At 47.5% G+C, this 21,417-nt stretch carries 18 protein-coding genes; 12 read left to right on the top strand and 6 right to left on the bottom strand.

Annotated features, from left to right (window positions below):
- The first annotated feature begins 32 nt into the window (after positions 1 to 32).
- The gene (gene dapA / locus QUA57_RS09610) at positions 33 to 956 is read left to right on the top strand and encodes a 4-hydroxy-tetrahydrodipicolinate synthase (protein WP_333060539.1); all 924 of its coding nucleotides are present in this window, start codon (positions 33 to 35) and stop codon (positions 954 to 956) included.
- 267 nt (positions 957 to 1,223) lie between these two features.
- On the top strand, positions 1,224 to 3,101 hold the full coding sequence (locus QUA57_RS09615) for a ribonuclease J (protein WP_333060540.1): 1,878 nt from the start codon (positions 1,224 to 1,226) through the stop codon (positions 3,099 to 3,101).
- Positions 3,102 to 3,444: 343 nt separating this feature from the next.
- Here QUA57_RS09615 and QUA57_RS09620 read toward each other — a convergent pair whose 3' ends face one another.
- The 3 genes from QUA57_RS09620 to QUA57_RS09630 all read right to left on the bottom strand — a co-directional run bounded on the left by QUA57_RS09620 (position 3,445) and on the right by QUA57_RS09630 (position 5,904).
- Positions 3,445 to 3,720 carry a MoaD/ThiS family protein gene (locus tag QUA57_RS09620; RefSeq protein ID WP_006632924.1) on the bottom strand — a complete coding sequence of 92 codons (276 nt, stop codon included), beginning with the start codon at positions 3,718 to 3,720 and terminating at the stop codon, positions 3,445 to 3,447.
- Between the two features lie 135 nt (positions 3,721 to 3,855).
- Positions 3,856 to 5,154, bottom strand: a complete 1,299-nt coding sequence (gene thrC, locus QUA57_RS09625) for a threonine synthase (protein WP_333060541.1) — start codon at positions 5,152 to 5,154, stop codon at positions 3,856 to 3,858.
- Between the two features lie 489 nt (positions 5,155 to 5,643).
- Positions 5,644 to 5,904 carry a MoaD/ThiS family protein gene (locus QUA57_RS09630; RefSeq protein WP_333060542.1) on the bottom strand — a complete coding sequence of 87 codons (261 nt, stop codon included), beginning with the start codon at positions 5,902 to 5,904 and terminating at the stop codon, positions 5,644 to 5,646.
- Positions 5,905 to 6,398: 494 nt separating this feature from the next.
- Between QUA57_RS09630 and QUA57_RS09635 the strand changes: the two genes are divergently transcribed.
- Positions 6,399 to 6,686: a hypothetical protein gene (locus QUA57_RS09635; protein WP_333041628.1), complete on the top strand. Its 288-nt coding sequence runs from the start codon at positions 6,399 to 6,401 to the stop codon at positions 6,684 to 6,686.
- 538 nt (positions 6,687 to 7,224) lie between these two features.
- On the opposite strand, the gene QUA57_RS09640 is transcribed toward QUA57_RS09635, so the two are convergent.
- Positions 7,225 to 8,601 (bottom strand): cytochrome P450, encoded by a 1,377-nt coding sequence (locus tag QUA57_RS09640; RefSeq protein WP_333060543.1) that lies wholly within the window; start codon positions 8,599 to 8,601, stop codon positions 7,225 to 7,227.
- Positions 8,602 to 8,739: 138 nt separating this feature from the next.
- On the bottom strand, positions 8,740 to 9,345 hold the full coding sequence (locus QUA57_RS09645) for a hypothetical protein (protein ID WP_333060544.1): 606 nt from the start codon (positions 9,343 to 9,345) through the stop codon (positions 8,740 to 8,742).
- Positions 9,346 to 10,025: 680 nt separating this feature from the next.
- On the opposite strand from QUA57_RS09645, the gene QUA57_RS09650 reads away from it, so the two are divergent.
- From QUA57_RS09650 to QUA57_RS09680, 7 genes are all read left to right on the top strand, one after another.
- On the top strand, positions 10,026 to 10,634 hold the full coding sequence (locus QUA57_RS09650; RefSeq protein WP_333060545.1) for a COP23 domain-containing protein: 609 nt from the start codon (positions 10,026 to 10,028) through the stop codon (positions 10,632 to 10,634).
- A gap of 133 nt (positions 10,635 to 10,767) precedes the next feature.
- Complete coding sequence (locus tag QUA57_RS09655; RefSeq protein WP_333060546.1) at positions 10,768 to 10,965, top strand: hypothetical protein; 198 nt, start codon at positions 10,768 to 10,770, stop codon at positions 10,963 to 10,965.
- 80 nt (positions 10,966 to 11,045) lie between these two features.
- Positions 11,046 to 11,198 carry a hypothetical protein gene (locus tag QUA57_RS09660; RefSeq protein WP_333060547.1) on the top strand — a complete coding sequence of 51 codons (153 nt, stop codon included), beginning with the start codon at positions 11,046 to 11,048 and terminating at the stop codon, positions 11,196 to 11,198.
- Between the two features lie 43 nt (positions 11,199 to 11,241).
- Positions 11,242 to 12,333, top strand: a complete 1,092-nt coding sequence (locus QUA57_RS09665; RefSeq protein ID WP_333060548.1) for a transposase — start codon at positions 11,242 to 11,244, stop codon at positions 12,331 to 12,333.
- A gap of 190 nt (positions 12,334 to 12,523) precedes the next feature.
- Positions 12,524 to 13,747, top strand: coding sequence for a COP23 domain-containing protein (locus QUA57_RS09670; protein WP_333060549.1), 1,224 nt, complete (start codon positions 12,524 to 12,526; stop codon positions 13,745 to 13,747).
- A 210-nt stretch (positions 13,748 to 13,957) separates the two neighbouring features.
- Positions 13,958 to 16,198 carry a phosphoketolase gene (locus QUA57_RS09675; RefSeq protein WP_333060550.1) on the top strand — a complete coding sequence of 747 codons (2,241 nt, stop codon included), beginning with the start codon at positions 13,958 to 13,960 and terminating at the stop codon, positions 16,196 to 16,198.
- 78 nt (positions 16,199 to 16,276) lie between these two features.
- On the top strand, positions 16,277 to 16,876 hold the full coding sequence (locus QUA57_RS09680; RefSeq protein WP_333060551.1) for a Uma2 family endonuclease: 600 nt from the start codon (positions 16,277 to 16,279) through the stop codon (positions 16,874 to 16,876).
- A 597-nt stretch (positions 16,877 to 17,473) separates the two neighbouring features.
- Here the strand turns inward: QUA57_RS09680 and QUA57_RS09685 are convergent.
- Positions 17,474 to 18,292 (bottom strand): methyltransferase domain-containing protein, encoded by an 819-nt coding sequence (locus QUA57_RS09685; protein WP_333060552.1) that lies wholly within the window; start codon positions 18,290 to 18,292, stop codon positions 17,474 to 17,476.
- A gap of 299 nt (positions 18,293 to 18,591) precedes the next feature.
- Between QUA57_RS09685 and QUA57_RS09690 the strand changes: the two genes are divergently transcribed.
- Positions 18,592 to 19,263: a response regulator transcription factor gene (locus QUA57_RS09690; protein WP_333043098.1), complete on the top strand. Its 672-nt coding sequence runs from the start codon at positions 18,592 to 18,594 to the stop codon at positions 19,261 to 19,263.
- Positions 19,263 to 21,218 (top strand): CHASE2 domain-containing protein, encoded by a 1,956-nt coding sequence (locus QUA57_RS09695; protein WP_333060553.1) that lies wholly within the window; start codon positions 19,263 to 19,265, stop codon positions 21,216 to 21,218. Before QUA57_RS09690 ends, QUA57_RS09695 begins: the two co-directional genes overlap by 1 nt.
- The last annotated feature ends 199 nt before the right edge of the window (positions 21,219 to 21,417 follow it).

A 21,417-nucleotide genomic window follows, 5' to 3' on the forward strand; every position in this document is an offset into this window, starting at 1 on the left:
TCAAAAATCAACAGTCTAAAATCGGAGAAAGTGTGGTAAAGTTTGGACGGGTTCTGACTGCAATGATTACGCCGTTTAAGGAAGACGGCAGCGTTAACTATGCGGTAGCAGAACAATTGGCAGTTCATTTAGCCGATCGCGGTACAGATAGCTTGGTAGTGTGCGGCACTACAGGCGAGTCTCCCACTATGACCTGGGATGAAGAGTACGAATTATTTCAGGTGGTACAAAAGGCGGTGGTCGGTAAGGCGTTGGTAATCGCAGGAGCCGGATCGAATTCTACTTCAGAAGCAGTCGCAGCTACCCAAAAAGCAGCTAAACTCGGGTTAGATGGTTGTTTGCAGGTGGTTCCCTATTACAACAAACCCCCGCAAGAAGGTTTATATAATCATTTTCGGGCGATCGCGCAATCTGCTCCTGAATTGCCTATAATGTTATATAACATCCCCGGTCGCACTGGTCAGAATATGTTGCCGGAGACGGTGGCTCGATTGGCAGAAATCCCCAACATTGTGGCCGTAAAAGAAGCAAGTGGCAACTTGGATCAAACAAGTCAAATTCGGTGCTTGACATCCCCTGAATTTGCCATCTATTCTGGAGATGATTCCCTAACTTTGCCAATGTTGGCGGTAGGAGGATCTGGTGTAGTTAGCGTAGCCAGCCATCTGGTAGGAGAGCAACTGCAACAGATGATCAAAGCTTTCGAGGCGGGTCAAGTTCAAGTCGCTACCCAGATTCACTTGCAACTTTTTGACCTGTTTAAAGCTCTTTTTCTCACCACAAATCCCATTCCCGTCAAGACAGCTCTCAAACTTCAAGGCTGGGATGTAGGCTCCACCCGTCCGCCCCTGTGCGCTCCGCCCGTTGAGGTAACTCAAAAGTTAAAGGACGTACTGAGTCAGCTAGCAGCAGTATCAGCTAGCAAGACGAGCGAGAACGAGTTTTCAGACAACTGAATATTGGTTGTTATCAGTCATTAGTTCTTAGTCATCAGTCATTAGTAATTAAGTGTTAGTAAGTAGCTAACAGTCAAGGATTAAAGACTGAAGATAGAAGAATGAAGGCCAAAGACAACTGACTGTACGGGATAGTAAAACCCGCCAGGGAGTTTTCCATAAATATTTGGAAAAATATCGCCCTACCAACGAACAGTAGACAAAAGACGAAAGACGACAGACCACAGACCACAGACCAATAACAAAAATAACTAACAAAGGATACGCATGATCAAAAATACAACTGCATCTGCTCTAAAAGTAATTCCCCTCGGCGGGCTGCACGAAATCGGTAAAAACACTTGTGTGTTCGAGTACGGCGACGAAATTATTCTTTTAGATGCCGGTTTAGCGTTCCCGACAGATGGAATGCACGGGGTAAATATTGTCCTCCCAGACATGACTTACCTGCGGGAAAACAGCCACAAAATTAAAGGTATGATCGTGACTCACGGTCACGAAGATCACATCGGGGGAATTCCTTACCACCTCAAACAATTTGAAATTCCGGTCATTTACGGCCCCCGTTTGGCGATGGCTTTGCTAGCCGGAAAATTGGAAGAAGCGGGAGTGTCTCACCGCACTGAATTGAGAACGGTTCGACCCAGGGATACTGTAAGAATTGGCAAGAATTTCTTAGTCGAATACATCCGCAACACTCACTCGATGGCCGACAGTTTTACTGTGGCAATTCACACTCCCGTCGGAATTGTGATCCACACCGGCGACTTTAAAATTGACCACACTCCTGTAGACGGCGAGCATTTTGATTTGCAAAAGCTAGCGGAGTACGGTGAGAAAGGCGTGCTGTGCTTGATCAGCGATTCTACTAACTCGGAAGTTCCCGGTTTTACCGCTTCGGAAAGTTCTGTGGCGCCGAATTTAGACAGAATTATCGCTCAAGCACCCGGACGGGTAATGCTGACGACTTTTGCTTCGTCGGTACACCGATTGCAAATTGTTTTGGACTTGGCTAAGAAAAACAATAGGTATGTCGGAGTGGTTGGCCGGTCGATGCTTAACGTCATCGCTCACTGCCGCAATCTCGGCTACATCAAATGCGAAGATAGTATTTTCAAACCGCTGAAAGAAATCCGCAATTTGGCTGAAGACAAGGTTTTAATTTTGACTACAGGTTCCCAAGGCGAACCGATGGCGGCGATGACTCGCATTGCTAACGGCGAACATCACGAACTGAAAATCAGAAAGGGCGATACAGTCATTTTCTCAGCTAATCCGATTCCGGGAAATACGATCGCAGTGGTAAACACGATCGATAAACTGATGATGCTGGGAGCACACGTGGTTTACGGCCGCGACAAAGGCATTCACGTTTCCGGCCACGGCTGTCAAGAAGACCAAAAGTTAATGATTAACATGACTCGTCCCAAGTTCTTCTTGCCAGTACACGGGGAACACCGGATGCTGATCCAGCACTCCAAGACGGCTCAAAGCATGGGCATTCCTGCTAGCAATATGGTGGTTATTGATAACGGCGATGTCGTAGAATTAACTGAAAATTCAATGCGAGTCGCTGGTCAAGTGCCTTCAGGAATTGAATTAGTAGATGCTTCTCGATCGGGTGTTGTCAAAGCCAGCGTCCTCAAGGAGCGTCAGCAGTTGGCCGGAGATGGCGTTGTAACTGTAGCGGCGGCTTTGAATTGGGAAGGGAAATTAGTTGCCAAACCAGAAGTTCACTTGAAAGGTGTAGTGACCTCAGCCGATCGCGCGGAGGTGATCAAATTAATCACTCAAACCATTGAAACAGTTTTGAGCGATCGCTGGTCAGAATTTGTCAAACCCGCCACTGCTGACTCACAAGTTGATGTTGACTGGGTAGGAGTTCAAACGCAAATAGAAAAGGCTATTCAGCGAGTGATGCGCCGGGAACTTCAAAGCAATCCGCTGCTGGTATTCCTGATGCAAATTCCAGAAGAAGCCGTGCGATCAGAAAAAGCACCAGTATCTCCGGGTTCCCTGGAAGCACCTAAGCTATTATCATCGCCATCATCGCCATCATCGCCATCATCGCCATCATCGCCATCTCCTGCCAATCAGGTGACGGGCCGGCGCCGTCCCCGGACTGCTGCAAGGGCAGCTTCTTAGGGCGATAATTCTCGGACGTACTGCGAACAAAGAAATAAGTTTTAGGTTTGTAGTTGCCCTTGGGCACCCAAGGGCAACTACAAACCTAGATTTGATTTCAAAAGTAGATCTACCTCAAAAAATGTCAGTATAGATCGACGTAACTCCTGATTTGAATTCCGGTTGTATTGGAAAGATTACACCGCATGACAGCTACTTACCAAATCCGGGATTTGTAGGATTTTCTCGGTTAGCGAAGGAGTAGTTTTTTAACCGTAAATAAACGCAAATGAACGCAGATAGATTTAAATAACTATCTGCGTTCATTTGCGTTCGTCTGCCTCAATTTGCGGTTAAAAATTCATCAGCCACCAGCAACAGCAGGAACAATGCTGACTTCATCGCCATCTTGGAGGGCTGTTTTTGAGCCATCCAAAAAGCGGATGTCTTCGCTGTTGACGTAGAAGTTGAGAAATCTGCGGGGTTCTCCCTTTTCGTCGCACAGGCTTTTTTTGATGCCGGGACAATTTGTTTCCAGCGATTCAATTAGTTCGGAAATGTTATCGCCGGCGCATTCGATGGTGGCTTGATTGTTGGTAAATTTTTGCAGGGGAGTGGGAATTAAAACTTTGACGGTCATTTTTTTAGTCCTTAGTCAGTAGTCATTTATTAGTTATTAGTCCTCAGTCATTAGTCATCAGTAATCAGTCAGTAATCATCAGTCAACAGCTTAACAACCAATGACTAATGACTACCGACTACTGACTAATAGCTGTTAAACCGAAACTTGTTGCCATTCTAAGCGTTCGAGCGTGCGGGCGCGTTCTAGGGCGCGCTCGAACGCTTCTAGTTTCGGTTCGAGGGTGATGGGTTCGCCGATGTAGCCTTGAACTGCTTCTTGCGTTTTCAAACCGTTGCCGGTAATGTAAGCGACGGTGGTTTCATCGGGATTGATTTTACCTGCTTCTACGAGTTTCTTCAAGACTGCGATTGTCGTGCCGCCTGCGGTTTCTGTGAATATGCCTTCAGTTTCTGCGAGCAGTTTCATGCCTTCGATGATTTCGGTGTCGCTGACGGATTCAATGTTGCCGTTGGTTTTGCGAGCGATTTCCAAGGCGTACATACCGTCGGCTGGATTCCCGATCGCGATCGACTTAGCAATTGTATTCGGTTTCACCGGTTTGACGAAATCACGGTTTTCGCGGAATGCTTGGGCGATGGGGGAACAGCCGTCAGCTTGGGCACCGCTGAACCGTACTTTCTTTTCATCAACTAAACCGACTTCGATGAATTCATTAAAGCCTTTGTAAATTTTTGTGAACAAAGAGCCGGAGGCGAGGGGAGCGACGATGTGATCGGGCAATTGCCAGCCTAGTTGTTCGGCAACTTCGTAACCGAGGGTTTTTGAGCCTTCGGAATAGTAGGGACGCAAGTTGATATTGACAAATCCCCAGCCATGTGTATTGGCGACTTCGCAACAGAGACGGTTAACTTGGTCGTAGTTGCCGTGAACTGCCATGACAGTTGGATTGTAAATCAGAGTGCCGAGGACTTTGCCTGCTTCTAAGTCTGAGGGGATGAAGACTACGCAGTCGAGTCCGGCGTGGGCGGCGATCGCAGCCGTAGAGTTAGCTAAATTGCCGGTGCTGGCACAGGATACCGTTGTGAAACCCAATTCTCTCGCTCTGCTGAGGGCGACTGACACCACTCTGTCTTTAAAGCTGAGAGTGGGCATATTGACGGCATCGTTTTTAATATAAAGATTTTTTAGACCGAGGCGGCGCGCCAAGCGGTGGGATTTTAATAGAGGAGTCATCCCAGTGCCGACATCGATGACGTTATCTGTAGCGACTGGTAAAAATGCGCGGTAGCGCCAGATCGAGTTGGGGCCGGCTTCGATGGTTTGGCGAGTGACGGTGCGGCGGATGGCGTCGTAGTCGTACTTGACTTCAAGCGGGCCAAAACAGCAATCGCAGACGTGCTTGGCTTGGAGTTCGTACTCTTCACCGCATTCTTTACATTTAAGGGCTGTGAAGGTTGCTGCTGTGGATTGGGTTCTGGTCGCCTGGGTCATAGCTCAACTCTCTAGTTTTGCGATGTTTGTTAATTCTTTTCGCAGAATACCACGCTCAAATTAGTGCGTCAACCATACCCGATTTTTTTAGTCGGGATTGATTTTTTATTTAAACAGTGGTGTATTTAACTTTGATATTTGGGCGGGCGGGACGCCCACCCCACAAGGATTTGACTTGTTTTCAGGCTCGGGCTGGGAATCCAGATTGTCAGGCCCGCACGCGAACCCGATCGATCTCAAGGATGATTTGCCGACGGAATTGTTACAAAACTTAATAAATCTTTTTTGGGCGAACAATTGGGCAGTCGTGCGATCGAACACAACTACAAAACCTCGAATTTTTGATTAACTGAGATGTTGCACCATTCTCAAGAACAGGCTTTTCGGCCTGTTCCACAATAAAATTCATCTCTTGTGGAACAGGCCGAAAAGCCTGTTCATAAAAAGCTTATTGAGAATGGTGCAACATTTCAGATTAACCAACTTAGCCTACCCGCCGCTGACGGGGGGGATGAGTACAACTTCGTCGCCGTCTTGGAGGAGGGTGTCGGGGGAGACGAATTCCAGGTTGAGGCCGAAGCGGGTGCGATCGCGCCACTGTTCTAATTGAGGATATTGGGCGATCGAGCTTTCGAGCACTTGAGACACTGGGGTTTCGGGAGGAAGTTCTAATGTAAGTTCCGAAACGCCGTAGGCTTCACCGAAGGCGGCGAACAGTTTAACGGTGATGGTAATCGAAGAGTCAGACACGGTAGTTTAGTGCGATCGACGGTTTGGCAATTATCAACTACACCATACAATTAATTAGGAATTAGGCGCGCCGAGGCTTAGAATTGAAAGCGACAACCTCTAGTTAATTTTTACCCCATCGGGTAAAGATGATAGTTGATTGCAGCAAAAACTCTTAACAAGATTGTATGCCGATCGCTCTCACCAACCAGGCGTTAGAAGCTGTTGGCATCCACTTAGATGCAGCTAGCTAAGGTCGAGTTGGCTGCTGTTGAGGCTAATGCGAGAATAATTTTTGAGGATGCGGTATAGATACTTTACGGTAATTGTGGGAGAGTACAAAAAGCTCGCACTACATTTAGCAGGCAACAACGCAGACAAGACCCTGCCAACCCGCTTCTCCTGACTAAAAATCAGGTTATCTAGTGCGGCTTGGGATTGTCAAACCTTTGCCCTGCTTAGCAAGCTAGCCGTTCTATCTAAGAAGAATACTGAAGTTAACGCGATAGAAATATATGGCACATAACGATTTTAAAGTGCTTCAAATTATTGAAGCTAAAGGCTGGTATGCCTTTGGGAGTACGAAGCAAAGCCAGCACGTTGAGAGATGGGTAAGACCTGTCGTGTGTTGGGTTTTAATAGAAGACAAAAAAAAGCGACGGGTTGTGACAGCTACCGCTAGCTATCAGATTCAGATTGACGACAAAGAAGTCGAGTTTTTTGCCCACGAAAGCGAAATTCAAGATCTGGATAGTCTCCCGAAGTCTGTCTCGGTATCGGAATTTCTGAAAACAGAAGATTGAGAGAAGGGCAAAAGGAGCTGATTTAACAAGTTATTAATTATTCCTTAGTGATTCCTTAAACTTGCTGTCGGATTCTATTGGAATTAGAGGCAGAAGCTCTAGATTGGGGAGAGGGGCAGATGGGGACAGGGGGAGAATTTATATTTTTGCCTTGCCTTCTGCATCTTGTACCCCATGCCTGAAGTAGCCCAAAAAATAAAGAGGCCGGAAGATTGCTGGCAATGCCAACACGCTTCCGACCTTGCTGAATAACAGGGTATGCATATGTTTTTAAAGTATGGCAGGGAGGCTTTTGAGATATCAAGAGGACTATTGCAATCACCCACTTTTGCTTTCAGGCTGGGTTTGCAAGGTTCCTATCATTTTAGACTGAGAATTTGAAAATTGAGAGGGGGAGGCTTACAGGTTAAGGATTATAGCTATTTATCTGTAGCGGGTGCTACAAAAAATGGTGGCATTTGCCGACGATCACACATTCTCCCTAAATTGTTTGCACTCAAAGCTGAAAGTTCGATCGCCCGCTGCCACCGCTGCGATTTTAAACCCCACTCAGAACAGGTTCAGGCTTCTGCCGTGGCATCCGCCGCCCCAGCAGAGCCATCCGCACGCCGCCTGCAGGCCCTAAAGTCACCCCTCGGCGTTTGGCCTGTACGGGCTTTTTCTCGACCAATACTAGGTCGAAATCCCGCAAAATGGTTGCCAGCACGAGTTTCATCTCCAACTGCGCCAGCGCCAAGCCGATACAGCGGCGGCTGCCGCCTCCAAAGGGCAAATACTCGTAAGGCGAGAATTGCCTCTCCAAAAACCGTTCCGGTTTAAATTGCAGCGGTTCTGGATACAAATCCTCCCGTCTGTGGGTCAAATAAATCGAGCCGAAAACAACCGTACCCGGTTCGAGTAGATGTCCCATCAGTTCCACGGGCGATCGTACCACTCGCGGAAACGTCAGCATTCCCACCGGGTAAATTCGCAGCGTCTCCTGACAAACTGCACTCAGATAAGGCAAGCGGGAAAGCTCCATCGGGTCGATATTTTCCCCCAAACTGTCCAATTCTTGCAGCAGCTTTTGGCGCACTGAGGGCAAACTGTGAATCCAGTAAAATGCCCAAGCTAGGGCAGTTGCTGTGGTTTCGTGGCCTGCAAACAGCAGCGTCATCAACTCGTCCCGCAATTCTTCATTGGTCATTGGTTGCCCGTTTTCGTCGCGCGCGGCCATCATTAAGCTGAGAATGTCGGTGCGGTTGGCATCAGGTTGCAGTCTGCGTTCTGCAATTTCGCCGTCCATCAGTTCGTTAATTTTCCGCTGCTGCTGTTTCATCCGTCCCCAAGGACTCCAGGGCCCCCAATCTTGCTGCATCCAGCCTAGAAACAGCATACTCGATCGAAAAGGAGAGCCGATCGTATCGATAATCGCAGCCAGCAGCGGGGAAAGTTGCTGCAACCGTGGCCCGTCATCCAGACCGAAGACAGCCTGCAAGATTACCCGCATGGTGACTTCCTGCATGGCGCTGCGGGCCACAAAAGGTCGATCGACCGACCACTTGCTAGCGACATCAGCAGAGATATCGCAAATTAGTTGGCCGTAATTCCGCATCCGTTCCCCATGAAAAGGTGGCATTAATAATTGCCGATCGCGTTTGTGCTTTTCTCCAGAGAGTACAATCATGGATTGTTCTCCCAGCAAGGGTTTAAGAATACCGTTGATCTCGCCTGGAGCGTCAAAAGCTTTGCTGTTGAACATTTCCTGGATGGCTTGCGGGTTGTGGATCATCACGAATGGTTTGAGGTTGTTCCATCGAGTCGTGAAAATCTCCCCGTACTTTTTGGCACATAGATCCAGGTATGTCAGCGGATCGCCAATCCATTGAATTAGCTGCACGAAGCGGGGGCTTTTGGGGCCGTCAGGTAGTGTCATAGGAATTACCGGGGTTTTGGTCACAGGACTTAGCAGCATCAAAAAACCTCAAAGGGTTTGAAGGTTTATTCAATCCCTCCCAACCGTTTTTTTTAAGGGGAGAAGTGCGTCAGTCCCATCTCCCATAATTTTAATAGCTTATTCTTTAACCGTGTTCAAAATGTCCTCTCCAAGCTCTGTAAAACGCACAGTTTTGATTTGCCAAGGAGCATAACTGGTTAAAGTTTGGCGCACGCCCCCGAACAAACCTAACATCTGACAACTCGACAGATTTTGCAATTTCTGCCGCGAATTTCCGGAGGCTCGCAGATCCACGGTAGCTATTCCGAGGTCGCGATCGATCTTGAGGCGATAACCAGCCAAACCAAGACTATCGAAAATCTGCTGCTTTAACACTTCATTAAGCGCCGACGACATTAACTGGTTCTCTGGGCCTGTAACTGTTTCCGGCTTCAGAGTTTGACACAAATTATCTACCTTATAAACCGTAACGGTGGCAGTATTTTCTGAGAGGGCAGCACTGCCTAAAACTGAGGCAACAGAGTTAGAAGGCTGCGTTAATTGGCTCGATCGAGCCTCAATTTGATTTCCCGTTAGCTGTAGGTGTTGGAACTGAGGGGCGCTTGCTGAGAGTTCCCTCTGGTTTTCGGTTGAGGTAGCTGCATCTGAGCTAGAACAACTGCTACCGCCTATCAAAATTAACCAAACGCCTAAATATCCTAACTGTTTGCAGATAGGGTTCATAGTTTTTAATACTCTACTAAACGTCAGTGTATGGAGGGTGAATTTTGGTGGTAGAAAGCACTTAGACCCTGATTACACTCACTTAGAAGTATTTCCCGCAGTACGGAGATGAAAACAAGTTAAGAGTTCTTGTTAATACCTGGGTTTTAGTGTTAGATCAGGTAAGAGGGGTTTTACCCCTCATGGATGTAACCCAGCAGGATACCTGTCTCAGCAGATCAAGCTCGCGACCCAGCTCGTAAGTGATATCAAATACCTTGTCAGTGGTGTGATGTACCGTTGCAACTCGATCCCTTCCAAGCTCTGAGGTGAAAAGCCTCTTTCCGGTTGGTAAAAGCCTGAGTTTGATTAGTAGTAATGAGGACAGAATTCCGACTTGCGCGCGCATTTTAAGCTCGGCTTCGGAGCGCTTTTTTAACAGCGCCGAAATCGCGGTTAGAGCGAACGTGCAAATCGCGAACAATATCAAAACTTACGCATCAAGAGCAAAAAAACCGGGTTTTTTAACCAGGCATAAGGGCTGCAACGAAGTGTTTTCGTAAAAAAAACTGGTTTCTGGTCAAGTCGCGAATCACATAATTCCCCAGTCCGCGGATCTGTAACGAACAGGCGTGTCAAGGGTGTTATCGCAGCATTCGGTGATTTTTGTGCCGAATCTCATAAAACACAGTGAAAAAATCATGAAACAGCAATTATTGACAAAAGTTTTGGTGGCAACAGCGATCGCCCTCACCGGCCTGACGGTTGCTTCTCAACCGAGTTACGGTCGGCGAGCAGAGGGGGAAAGTGGATTTTGGTGCAGTACCTCGACCGGTGCGCCGGTGACGGTGTACCAAAACGCTCAAGGTGCCGTAGAGCCTTGGATTGAGTGGACTTCCGATTATTTCTCCGGTTCTGGGTACGATCCGGCAACTCGGTGTCAATTAGTGAGTCAACGCCTAGAAACCTATCGCCGCCGACGAATGCTTAAGTACATTACTGCAGGTCAGATGAACGGCCAGAACGTCATCTGCACGGCGAATCAAGTCAATGGGTTGTGTCAAAATTTGATTTATACCCTCAGACCCGGCCAAGACCCGATCGGCTCTTTGTATAATTTGTTGGCTTGGCGCCAAGGATATGTCGGGATGCCGTCTTTTGATGAAACCAGTAAAATTCCTTACATTGATGTCAGCGAAAAGCTAGGGGAAAACACTGCCGATGAGGCGCAACTGCCCCCTTTTCCCCACCGTTCGGACAGCCTTAAAGATTGGCAAATTTTCCATCCCATCACTAATTCCAAGGATTGAGGTCGAAAAGTTGGCGCGTCAAACAGCGGTACGCATCCCGACGGGAATATCTTCTGGTTCTGGGACGACCGTCCCAGTAGCAGGGCTAAACCTATACGGTGCTGACTAACTGGCACGTTGTGGCGATCGGAAAATGGTCACCGACGACGGTTTCCTCCACCCACTGCTAGGAGTTCGGAGGCGGCTGGGCAATAGCGATCTGGGGATCGTTCAGTTTCGCAGCGCGAGCGAGTATAAAATAGCACTATTCACCATTGAACCCGGAGCGGTGTCTGAGCCAGTGTTGGCAGTCGGCTTTCCTGCGGCTGCTGAGTTGGGGCTTTGGCGGTGACGCGGGCTTCGTTTCGGTGCTGCTGCCCAAATCTTTGCCTCAAGGTTATATTGGGCTATACAAATGAGGTTAAAATCGGTATGAGTGGCGGCCCGATTTTTAATGCCAAAGGTTTCTTGCTTGGGATTAACGGTAGGGGCAAGTATCGAGATCCAACTTTTGGCGTCTATGCTTTTGAAGATGGAAGTGAACCAACAGCGGAATTATTGGAGCAAGACTTAAGTGCCAAATAGTTCGCTAAACTTTTCCATACTTAATCGCCCTTGAGGAAGTTCTATGTTTGCCGTTAAACGAGCGCTAAAATTGAATAACAACGAAGCGACTTTGATGGCAAGACACGCAGGATTCCGGCGTGTAGTATTTAATTTTGGATTAAGCCTGCGAACTCAAATGTATAGTGAGGGGAAATTTACAGACTCGGAGGTAATCAACGAAGTCAAAAAAGTTCTCACCAACTACGTCAAGAAAAAGCCTGAATTCGGCTGGATGAACCAGTTGTCTAGTCGAGTTTACCAAAATGCGTTAATCGATCTAGAAGATGCGTTTAGTCGGTATCGCTCTGGGAAAGCAGGTCATCCAAGATTCGCTAGTCGCCGAGACGGTCAATCTTTTACAGTCGATTCGTCTAACGGAAAAGTTCTACTAAGCGCTGGCAACACTATAAAGATTCCTACCTTGGGAACTTTTCCGTTAGACGAAGCCCTAGAATGCGGTTACGTGTCTCAAACTTTTACAATTTCAAAAGAAGGAAGTCATTGGTTTGTTTCCTTCTGTGTTGACGCCGAACGTTTACCAGTTCGACAACCTGAAAGCTCTGTAGGAATTGATGTAGGCATTAAATATGCGGCCACCCTGTCAAATCAGCAGGTCTTTGATGCACCAAAGCCGTTAAAGCAAGCGAAAACCAAACTTGCTACCTTACAGCGCCAAGCATCAAAACAGGTAAGAGGCTTCCAAAACCAGCGCCAAACCTACAATAAAATTAGCCGACTTCACGCGCGGATAGCTCGTATTCGTTTAGATTTTATTCACAAGTTAACAACTTATTTAGCCAAAAAATTTAAGCGAATTTTGATGGAAGACTTAAACGTTAAAGGCATGATGGCGAATCACAAACTGGCAGGGGCAATATCCGATCTAGGATTTTACGAATTCAAGCGCCAACTTGATTACAAGTGCAAAATGTATGGAGCAACTTTAGTGCTAGTCGATCAATGGTTCCCTAGCTCTAAAACCTGTTCTAATTGTGGCAATAAAAAAGATATGCCACTAAGCGTTCGGACTTTTGACTGTCCTGCTTGTGGCATATCTTTAGATCGTGATTTGAATGCGAGTTTAAATATTTTAAACTGGGAACCCTCGGCTTGAGGGGGATAGCCTACTTATCTTGGGATTAGCCGTCTACCCAACAGCGTAGGAAGTGAACTCGGATTGTGTCTAAAAACGATTTTAGACAAGTTTAGGTAAGTTTTACAAAGCAGAAAATGGTTAAATCCTGTTGGGTAATTCCGATTAGTATATATTTGCAGTTTGCCTCGTTTCATCTAGGGAGTTATCGATGAATGTGTGGAGTTTGCGGTTTGACGCGCTGACAATCATCTTGACAGGTGCATTAACAGTGACGGCGGTTGTCAGCCAACAATATGCTGCCTGTGCCAAAACAGCAGAAGAAATTGCCCAGCTAGCGACGTTGACCACTGTGGAAGTCAACAATACGCTGGGTTTTTTGGCTAGTGGATCGGGAGTAATTATTGCCAAACAGGGTAATATTTACACGGTTCTGACAGCTAATCATGTGGTGGCAAGCCTCGCTCAAAAATACAGCATTCGCACTCATTTGGAGAAGGATTATGCTGCGATTAGAATACAGCGACTCCCGAAAAATGACAGGGATATAGACTTGGCTTTGATACAGTTTCAGAGCCGAGAACAGTATCCCGTAGCACCAATGGGCGAGTCAGAACGTGCTGTTGTCGGTTCTGCTATTTACGTTTCTGGCTATCCGCTGCCAATTTCGGGATTTGAACGAAAACTTGAGTTTACTGCTGGTATCATCTCTTCTCGCTTGGGCAGCGCCTCATCGGGGTATCGTCTGCGCTACCAAGCTGTAACCAGGCGCGGGATGAGCGGCGGGCCTGTATTTGATGCTGATGGCAGGGTAATAGGAATTCACGGCCAGGGGGATACTGTTGGCACAATTAGGAGCCAGTGGAACGGTCAGATTGAGGAGATAAAAACGGGGTTGAACGCGGCAGTCCCGATCGATGCTTTTAGGGAGTTGCTATCACAAAATAAGCATAACGGCTTTGATATTCTCAGCAATCTTTCTATCACCAGCGACTCTGGTCAAAACCAACCGAATCGGGGTTATGGAGGATTTGTCTGCGATACCTCGACGGGCGAGCCGGTGACTGTGTATCAAAACCCGCAAGGGTTCAGGGAGCCTTGGATTCGCTGGAATTCTAATTTCTTTTCTAGTTCTGGCTACGATCCTCTAACTCGCTGCCAACAAGTGACTCAGCGCCTTGAAAATTATAACCGAAATAAACAGCTAAATTATGTCACGGTGGGTATTGTAAATAACCAGAAAGCGATTTGCACGACTAGCCGCGTTAATGGGCCTTGCGAAGGTTTGATCTACACGCTGCGCCGCGATCAAGACCCGACTCCTGCACTTAGCAGTTTTTTTGTTTGGCTGGGGAATCAAAAGGCTGTGCCTTCTCTTTCTGAAAGCGGTACTGCGCTTTATATCGATGTCCGGGAACGGCTGGAACAATTTTAGATTTGGGATTTGAGATGGATTAGTAATGAGTAAACACAGAGCCCCGACTTTTTTAATAAGTCGGGGTTCTCAAATAACTACTTATTAGCTTAAAAATGGAGATATTTTACTTATTTATCACTGACATAATAGAACTCATGATTTTTTGGAACACGGAAGCTATAAAATTACTCTTACATTAATCGAATTCAAATTTTTTAGGTATCAAGCATGACAGCAACTACCCCGCAGGCAACGTCAACAACGCCCGCTTTTTGCGAAGGCATTCAGTATTTTTCGGAAACACTCCCTGGTTTTGAGACTTATGGGAAAGCACCTGCGATCGCCGAGGGGAGCAAGTCGATCGCCGATCCTGCCGATCCCGTCGCCGTCTTTCAAACGATGCTGGGAGCAGACGCCCTGCGCTACCTGACGCTGCAAGTTACCGCCAGCAAGGCATCGGGACATCCGGGGGGTTTTGCTAGCCAAGCTGAGGCTTATGCCGCTTTGGTGATGCTGGGACACAAAAACATTGTCACCGAAGTCGGCCATCACGCCCCCGGCTTTTACAGTGCCATGTTTCTCGATCGCTCTTTGGAGGATATGGGAATTTTCAACGTGCAGCAAGTGCGCGATAAATTCCGAGAAAAAGACGGTTTGTTAGGACATCTTTCCGGTTTCATTCCCGGCCTTTTAGCACCGGCCGGCCCCCTCGGACAAGGGCAGCATTTTGCAATGGCTGGAGCGCTTTTGCACCGCGAAAAACTGTTTGCTTTCACAATAGGCGACGGCGGCATGGGCGAACCCTATCCGATGAGCAGCATGGGGCATTTCCACACTGCTTATCCCAGCGTTACTAACTTTTTGCCTGTGTTGGTTTGGAACGGCTATTCTCAGGAACATCACAGCATGGTTTCGACTAAAACTAATGCTGAAATGATTGCTTATTGGCAAGGCAACGGTTTTGAAGAAGTTATCTTAGTTGATGCTAAGGAATTTGACGATAAAAATCAACCGGAAGATTATGTTGACAGCACTGCTTTTTCGCTCGAGCAGCGCATGGAATTTACCAAAGCTGTTTTACAAGGAGTTGACAAAGCGGCAAAATCTGCTCTCGGCGGCAAATTAACTGTATTTATTATCAAACAGTTGAAAGGTGCCGGCGTCCACGCGCGCGGAGCAAAATCTCACAACCTTTATCCAAAAGATACGCTAGATGCTCCGCACATTATCAGTGCTTTAAAAGAGCGCGCTTTGACTGCTGCTGCTTGGGAGTTGGTGCGGACCAATTGCGAGCGTGCGGGCGGCGGACCGGCGGCTAAAACAGTTGTTACTGAGTTTACATTGCCGCTGGCAGATTTAGGCGAATTGCCTTTGGAAGAATTTGCCGTTGGGGGAGAACCGAAGATTTCGACAACAGCAATGGGGGTTTTGGTAGGGAAAGTGGGCGAGCGCGATCGTAATTTTCTTGTCACTAATGCTGACGGCAATGAAGCATCGGCAATTGCCAATATCAACCAAGCCCTCAAAATTATTCACCCGACGACAGATGACTTGTACAATCAATCGCCAAACGGCCAAGTTTACGAACCTTTGAGCGAAGATGCTTGCGCTGGTTTAGCCGTAGGTTTATCGCTATTTGGAGCGCGGAGTTTGTGGTGTTCCTACGAATCTTTTGCCATCAACGGTTTACCAATTTGGCAAACTGTAACCCAAGCAATGGCAGAATTGCGCCGTCCAACTCCGGCAACTGTCACCTTATTTACAGCGGGTGCATTGGAACAAGGCCGCAACGGTTGGACGCACCAGCGGCCGGAAATTGAGGCTTATTTTGCGGCGATGATGCGGAACGGAAATGTGTTTCCTTTGTTTCCACCGGATGCTAACAGCATTCAAGCTTGTTACGAGTGGGCTTTGACTGCTAAAAATAAGGGAGTTGTGATTACTGCGAGCAAGTCGCCGCTGCCAATTCGCACTACTTTTGAACAGACTCGCCAAGCTTTGCAAGACGGTGCAATAGTGCTGCACGAAGTCGATTCCCCCCAAGCTCCCCACAATCAAGGGGGGAGCAAGAAAGTGGTGTTTGCAGTTGTCGGCGACATGACGTTAATGCCAGTGTTTGAAGCGGCGGCATTTTTGGAAACAGAAGGGATTGGAGTGCGGATTGTTTCTGTTGTGAATCCTCGGCGTTTGTATCGTGCTAGCGATGTTGCTTGGGATACTTGTTCGGAAGCTGACGGCGGCTTTTTGAGCGATGAGAAATTTGCTGAATTGTTTGGCGGAGATGCCTTGATTGGCGTGACAGGCGGTGCTTCTGGGATGTTGGAACCTGTGATGCTCCGCAGCAATTGCAAGCGGGATACTTTCGCTTGGAAGCGGGGGGAAACTACTGCTAGTGCTGGTCAGTTGATGGCGTTTAATGGGTTGACTGCTGAGGCGTTGACTAAAAGGGCGATCGAGCTAGTTCATTAAGTTAGAATGTGAGTGAGTGCCCCTGCCTGGTTTGTGCTGGGTAGGGGCTAGTAATATTCAAGTAGGATTGTGATACCTATGACAGCAAAAATTTTAGAAGAAATAGGTACGCTTGCAGAACAGCGATTGATTCTCCCCGGTTATTATACTTGGGAGCAATTTGAGGCGATCGAATCTTTGATGGCCGACTCTTCTGGTTTGCGGATAACTTATCTTGATGGGTGGATCGAGTTTATGACACTGGGCGAAGCACATGAGACAATCAGTTGTATTCTTAATTTTTTGCTACAACTCTACTTTTGTGAAATGGGAATTGAATATATTCCTGTAGATAGTGCGACTCGCAGAGACCGGGCAAGAGATGTATCATTTGAACCAGACGAGTCTTATTATATAGGTTCAAGAAAAGAGCATCCCGATCTAGCCGTGGAGGTAACGATGACTAGCGGTAGCACCAATAAACTAGCTAAATATCTGCGACTTCGCATTCCAGAAGTTTGGTTTTGGGAAAATAATCGGCTTTCTGTTTATGGGCTACGCGAGGCTAATTATGAGCAAGTTTCAAGAAGTGAGTGGCTGCCGGAATTGGATTTAGAATTGTTGGTACGCTGCGTTTTAATGTCTTCAAGGATTGAGGCACGGACGGAGTTTCTTAATGGGGTTCGGGCAGTGGGTTGAATGCTGAGGAGTTGGTAAAAAGTGCGATCGTCTAGGAGGGCTTCGCTAACGGCTTGATTGGTTAAGCTAAAATGTTACAGACAACCATTGGCTCTCACAAACAACCTTTGCGCGATCGGCTCCAAGGATTTGTTATACTGGTAGGTGTAAAGTTACTAAGCTCAAAAATATGAAAATTTATAGCTTTTATATGAAATCTTTTAGAATCGGAATTATTCCTGTTTCTCTTCTCGACTTCTTCGTGAATTAGCCTCAATCCCTTGTCATCTGCCGTTAAGAAATTCTCTTTTTAAAACCGCAGATGAGGGCAGATCAACACAGATAAACCCAGATGAACTATCTCAAATCCGGTTGCACCGTTCGTGATTTTTGACTGTTGACTAGATTTGAAGCCCCACGATGCTACCGGATTTGATATGATACGATTCTAGAGTTATACGTGCAGCTTTAACCTAATTGTGAGGGGAGAATTTATTCGGAAATTTTTCGTGTTTTACTGTAAGATAAGTTGGCTTTGTTAGGTCAACATTTAGCGAGCGTGATAGAGGTTTTGCGGCGGCAGAATATCAATGTTTGGTGAAAAAAATTGTCTTAATTTTATTCGTTTTTTTCCCCGCACGCCATCAACCAAAAACTCATCATCGATCGATCGCCTGCAGCTACAAACTCATCCCGCGAAACCAGATAGCTTTCTATTTCCGACTCGGAAATCAACCCTTGTTTGACCATTTGCAAAATGGGTCCGGAGTCTAGCAAAGGTTCAAACGCTTCAATTCCAATTAAATCGCTGTGGCTGACAACCGCTTCTAAATTAACGCTACCAAACCCAGCTTCTTTGAGAATGCGGCACAGATTTCGCCCGACACATAAATTGCCGCCCCGCAATACCATTACCTGCTTGAATTTCTCCCTGACAATCTCGACTGACCAAGGTGGATTTGTCAGCCAAAACAAATCCGCGTCGCTATCAATAATCACCAGTTTGCCACCCGGTTTCAAGATGCGGAATATTTCTCTAGCTGCTGCGACGGGCTCTGGGAGGTGAACGAACAGCAAACGGGCGATCGCAAAGTCAAACGTGTTATCATCCAAACCAGTATCCGCCACCGATGCTTGAATGCGATTTACTCGATCGCCCCCTTTGTCCTGCAAATATGCTACTGCTTTTTCGTGCAGTACCGGGTCAAGTTCTACCGCTGTTACGGCACTGTTTGGCAGCAATTCTAACAGTTTTTCAGTGAAAAATCCCGGCCCGCTACCCGCTTCCAAAACATTCATCCCGTCAGCTAAACCGAACCAAGTTAAATTGCGCGCCTCCTTTTCCCAACTGAGGAGAACTTGACCTTTTAACCGCTGGATTTCTGCGTCAAGTTCCAGATTGTACGTACTGGCTTGATACGAACCTTCTGCTACCATAAAATCATCCTTTTTCCTGCTGCGACACCTAGATTATAATAGAACTGCGCTTTAGCGCAATTCTCGTTGCGCACATCCACAACCCCAGTTGGAGGACAGATGCAGGACGGGAGCCAGGTAATTCCTCTATTGTAAGAAGATGACAGAGACAATTTTAGATTTGGGATTTTGAATGAGAATTTCAGCGGTTTAAAACCCCTAGTTTCAACTAGGTCACAAATCGAAAATCGTAAACTCCCAATCTAAAATGGGTGGACGGATTACCTAAACTGACGATGTTGTGTGGCAACGAATAAATTATGCCCCAGACTTTACCTCAACCGGAGAAACGAACATTTTTAGTTGTGGATGACCATGCGATGGTGTTAGGTGGCACGCTTAACATTCTGAAGCAAGAATATCCAGAGGCAGACATTCTAACGGCTCCGACTGCTCAGGCAGCCCTTCAGCAAATAGCGCAGACGACCCCGGATTTGGTGATTGTGGATCTGGTGATGCCAGAGACGAGCGGCGAAACAGCTCAAGCGAATTCAGGGCTTCAACTCCTCAAAACGTTGATGGAGCAGTATCCGAGTCTGAATATTGTGGTGCAGAGTGCCCATGTTCGGACTTTAGTTTGGCTGAAACCGTCGATCGACAATCACATGGGCGGCTTCACAGTTGTCGATAAGAGCCAGCCGATGAAAGACTTGCTGGCAATGGTTGATTGGGCGCTGCACGAGCGGATTTATACACCCAGAGAGATCCGCAACGGGCTGCAACTCAAACCCGCCTGGATGCAGGTGTTGCAATTTGCTTTTCAAGAGAGCTTACAGGATACTGCGATCGCCAAACGGATGAATGTTTCTGAACGCACTGTGCAGCATTACTGGACTAAGATTCGAGATGTGCTAGAGGTGTATCCTGATGATGATAAGAATCTGCGGATTCAAACGGAAGTGCGAGCTAGGGAACAAGGATTGATTGATTAGTGAAGCGCGATCGATGGCAAGCAGTGAAAGCGGGTGTCACGACTTGGGGACGAGGAGCGCTTCCAGGGGTGATGGTGATTGTCGCTGTGATGATGGCTCGATTCACCGGTGCGCTTCAGTTTTTGGAGTTGGTGACGTTCGATCGATTTCTGCTGCTGCGTCCCCCTGAGCCAATGGATGAAAGGATTGTAATCGTAAGTATCACCGAGGAAGATATTCAACGCGCCAAAACTTATCCGATTCCCGATCGTGAAATTGCCGAACTTGTCAAATCTTTGGAGACGTATCAACCGATCGCGATCGGGCTGGATATTGTACGCGATATTCCGGTTGAGCCGGGTAATGCTGAACTAACATCGGTGTTTCGCAGCAGCAAGAATACGATTGGAGTGGAGATTGCCCTGCCCGATCGCAGTGGCTTTACCGTCGCACCTCCGCCCGCGCTGCGATCGGAACAGGTTGGCTTTGCAGATGCCGTTCTCGATGCGGATGGCTACCAGCGCCGCAGTTTGTTGGGCGCTCACAACTCCCAGCAGGAATACCGTTTTTCGTTGGCGATCCGGCTGGCAGAACGCTATTTAGCAGCCCAAGGAATTAAGTTGGGCAATGGAATTCGCGATCGGGACGCGATGCGCTTTGACAGCATTGAATTGACCAGAGTGCAATCAAACTCTGGCGGATATGTGGGGGCGGATGCAGGCGGCAACCAGATTTTGCTGAATGTTCGCAGCGGGAAAATGCCGTTTCGCGTGCTTTCTCTCTCGCAAATCAAATCGGGAAAGGTCAACCCGGATTGGATTCGAGGCAAAATTGTGTTGATTGGGATGATGTCTTTTAGCGCGAAGGATTTGGCAAGTTCAGGTGCGATCGTTGGCATCAATCCGGGACGGATTTACGGAGTCGAAATCCAGGCGCACGCCACTAGCCAGATCGTTAGTGCGGTGCTCGATCGCCGATCGTTGCTTCGGGTTTGGGCAGACGCATGGGAATATCTCTGGATTGTGGGATGGGGACTTTTGGGGATAAGTTTGGGGCGGTTTTTGCGATCGCCCTGGAAAATTTTGTTGGGACTCTTAGTCGCCAGTGTCAGCTCGATCGCGCTCTGTTACTGGCTCATTCTTTTGGGATGGTGGGTGCCGATCGTGCCTGTGTTGTTGGTGCTGGTGTTGAATGGGGCTGGCTTGATGGCAGCGTTATTTTATCGCCACGAACAGGAACTCCGACTGCGGTTGGAGGAACGTCAGTTTGCGATCGAGCAGACCTTTAATGCAATTCATAGCGGCCCGTTACAAACATTGGTTGGGATTTTGAGAACTGCTCAAGAACAAGCCACACCGCCGTTATTTCTACCGGAGTTGCAACGCTTGAATCAAGAATTGCGCGCAGTTTACGGCTCTGTGCAACGAGACGCGATCGCGGATGAACCGCATCTCCGCATGGGAAGTGCGATCGAATTGGCCCTGCAGGCTCCATTACATGAATTGCTCTACAAAGTCTATTCCAACTCCCTCGAACAAGAATTGCCCTACCTCAAAACGATCAAATTCAAAATAGTGCAGTTCGATCCCTTGAACACCTCGCATCTGCGGTTGGAACACAAGCGAGCACTCTGCCGCTTTCTGGAAGAAGCGCTCTGCAATGTCGGCAAACACGCGATCGAAGCCACTCGCTTGACTGTAATTTGCACTCAAGAAGGCGATCGGCAGGTGATTCGGGTGGCGGATAATGGTAGGGGGAAACCGTCTCAGTCACAAACGCTTAGCTTGGCTGCAATGGAGCGAGACAGGGAAATAACCGAAGATCCAAACCCTAAACTTCAACCTTCAGGATTAGGAACCCAGCTTGCAAAGAACTTAGCCAAACAGTTAGGCGGAGCATTTCGGCGCTACCCGAATCAACCGAAGGGGACAGTCTGCGAGTTAACCTGGCCAGCAAAACGGCGGTGGTTCTGGTGATTGGTTGGGTTCACCCTTGTCAAATCGGAGCTAATTGAGATGAGATATTGCACCATTTTCAATAAGGCATTTTATGAACGGGCAGGATGCCCGTTCTTGAGAATGGTCCAAGAGCTCAGATATATAGTCATTTCAAATAAGTATGAGACACTCTTTCTGCACAATAAGCACGAATAACTTCATCAAGAGATGTGCCAGG

Origin of the sequence: Microcoleus sp. Pol7_B2 (genome assembly GCF_036701035.1) — a bacterium.
GTDB lineage: Bacteria > Cyanobacteriota > Cyanobacteriia > Cyanobacteriales > Microcoleaceae > Microcoleus.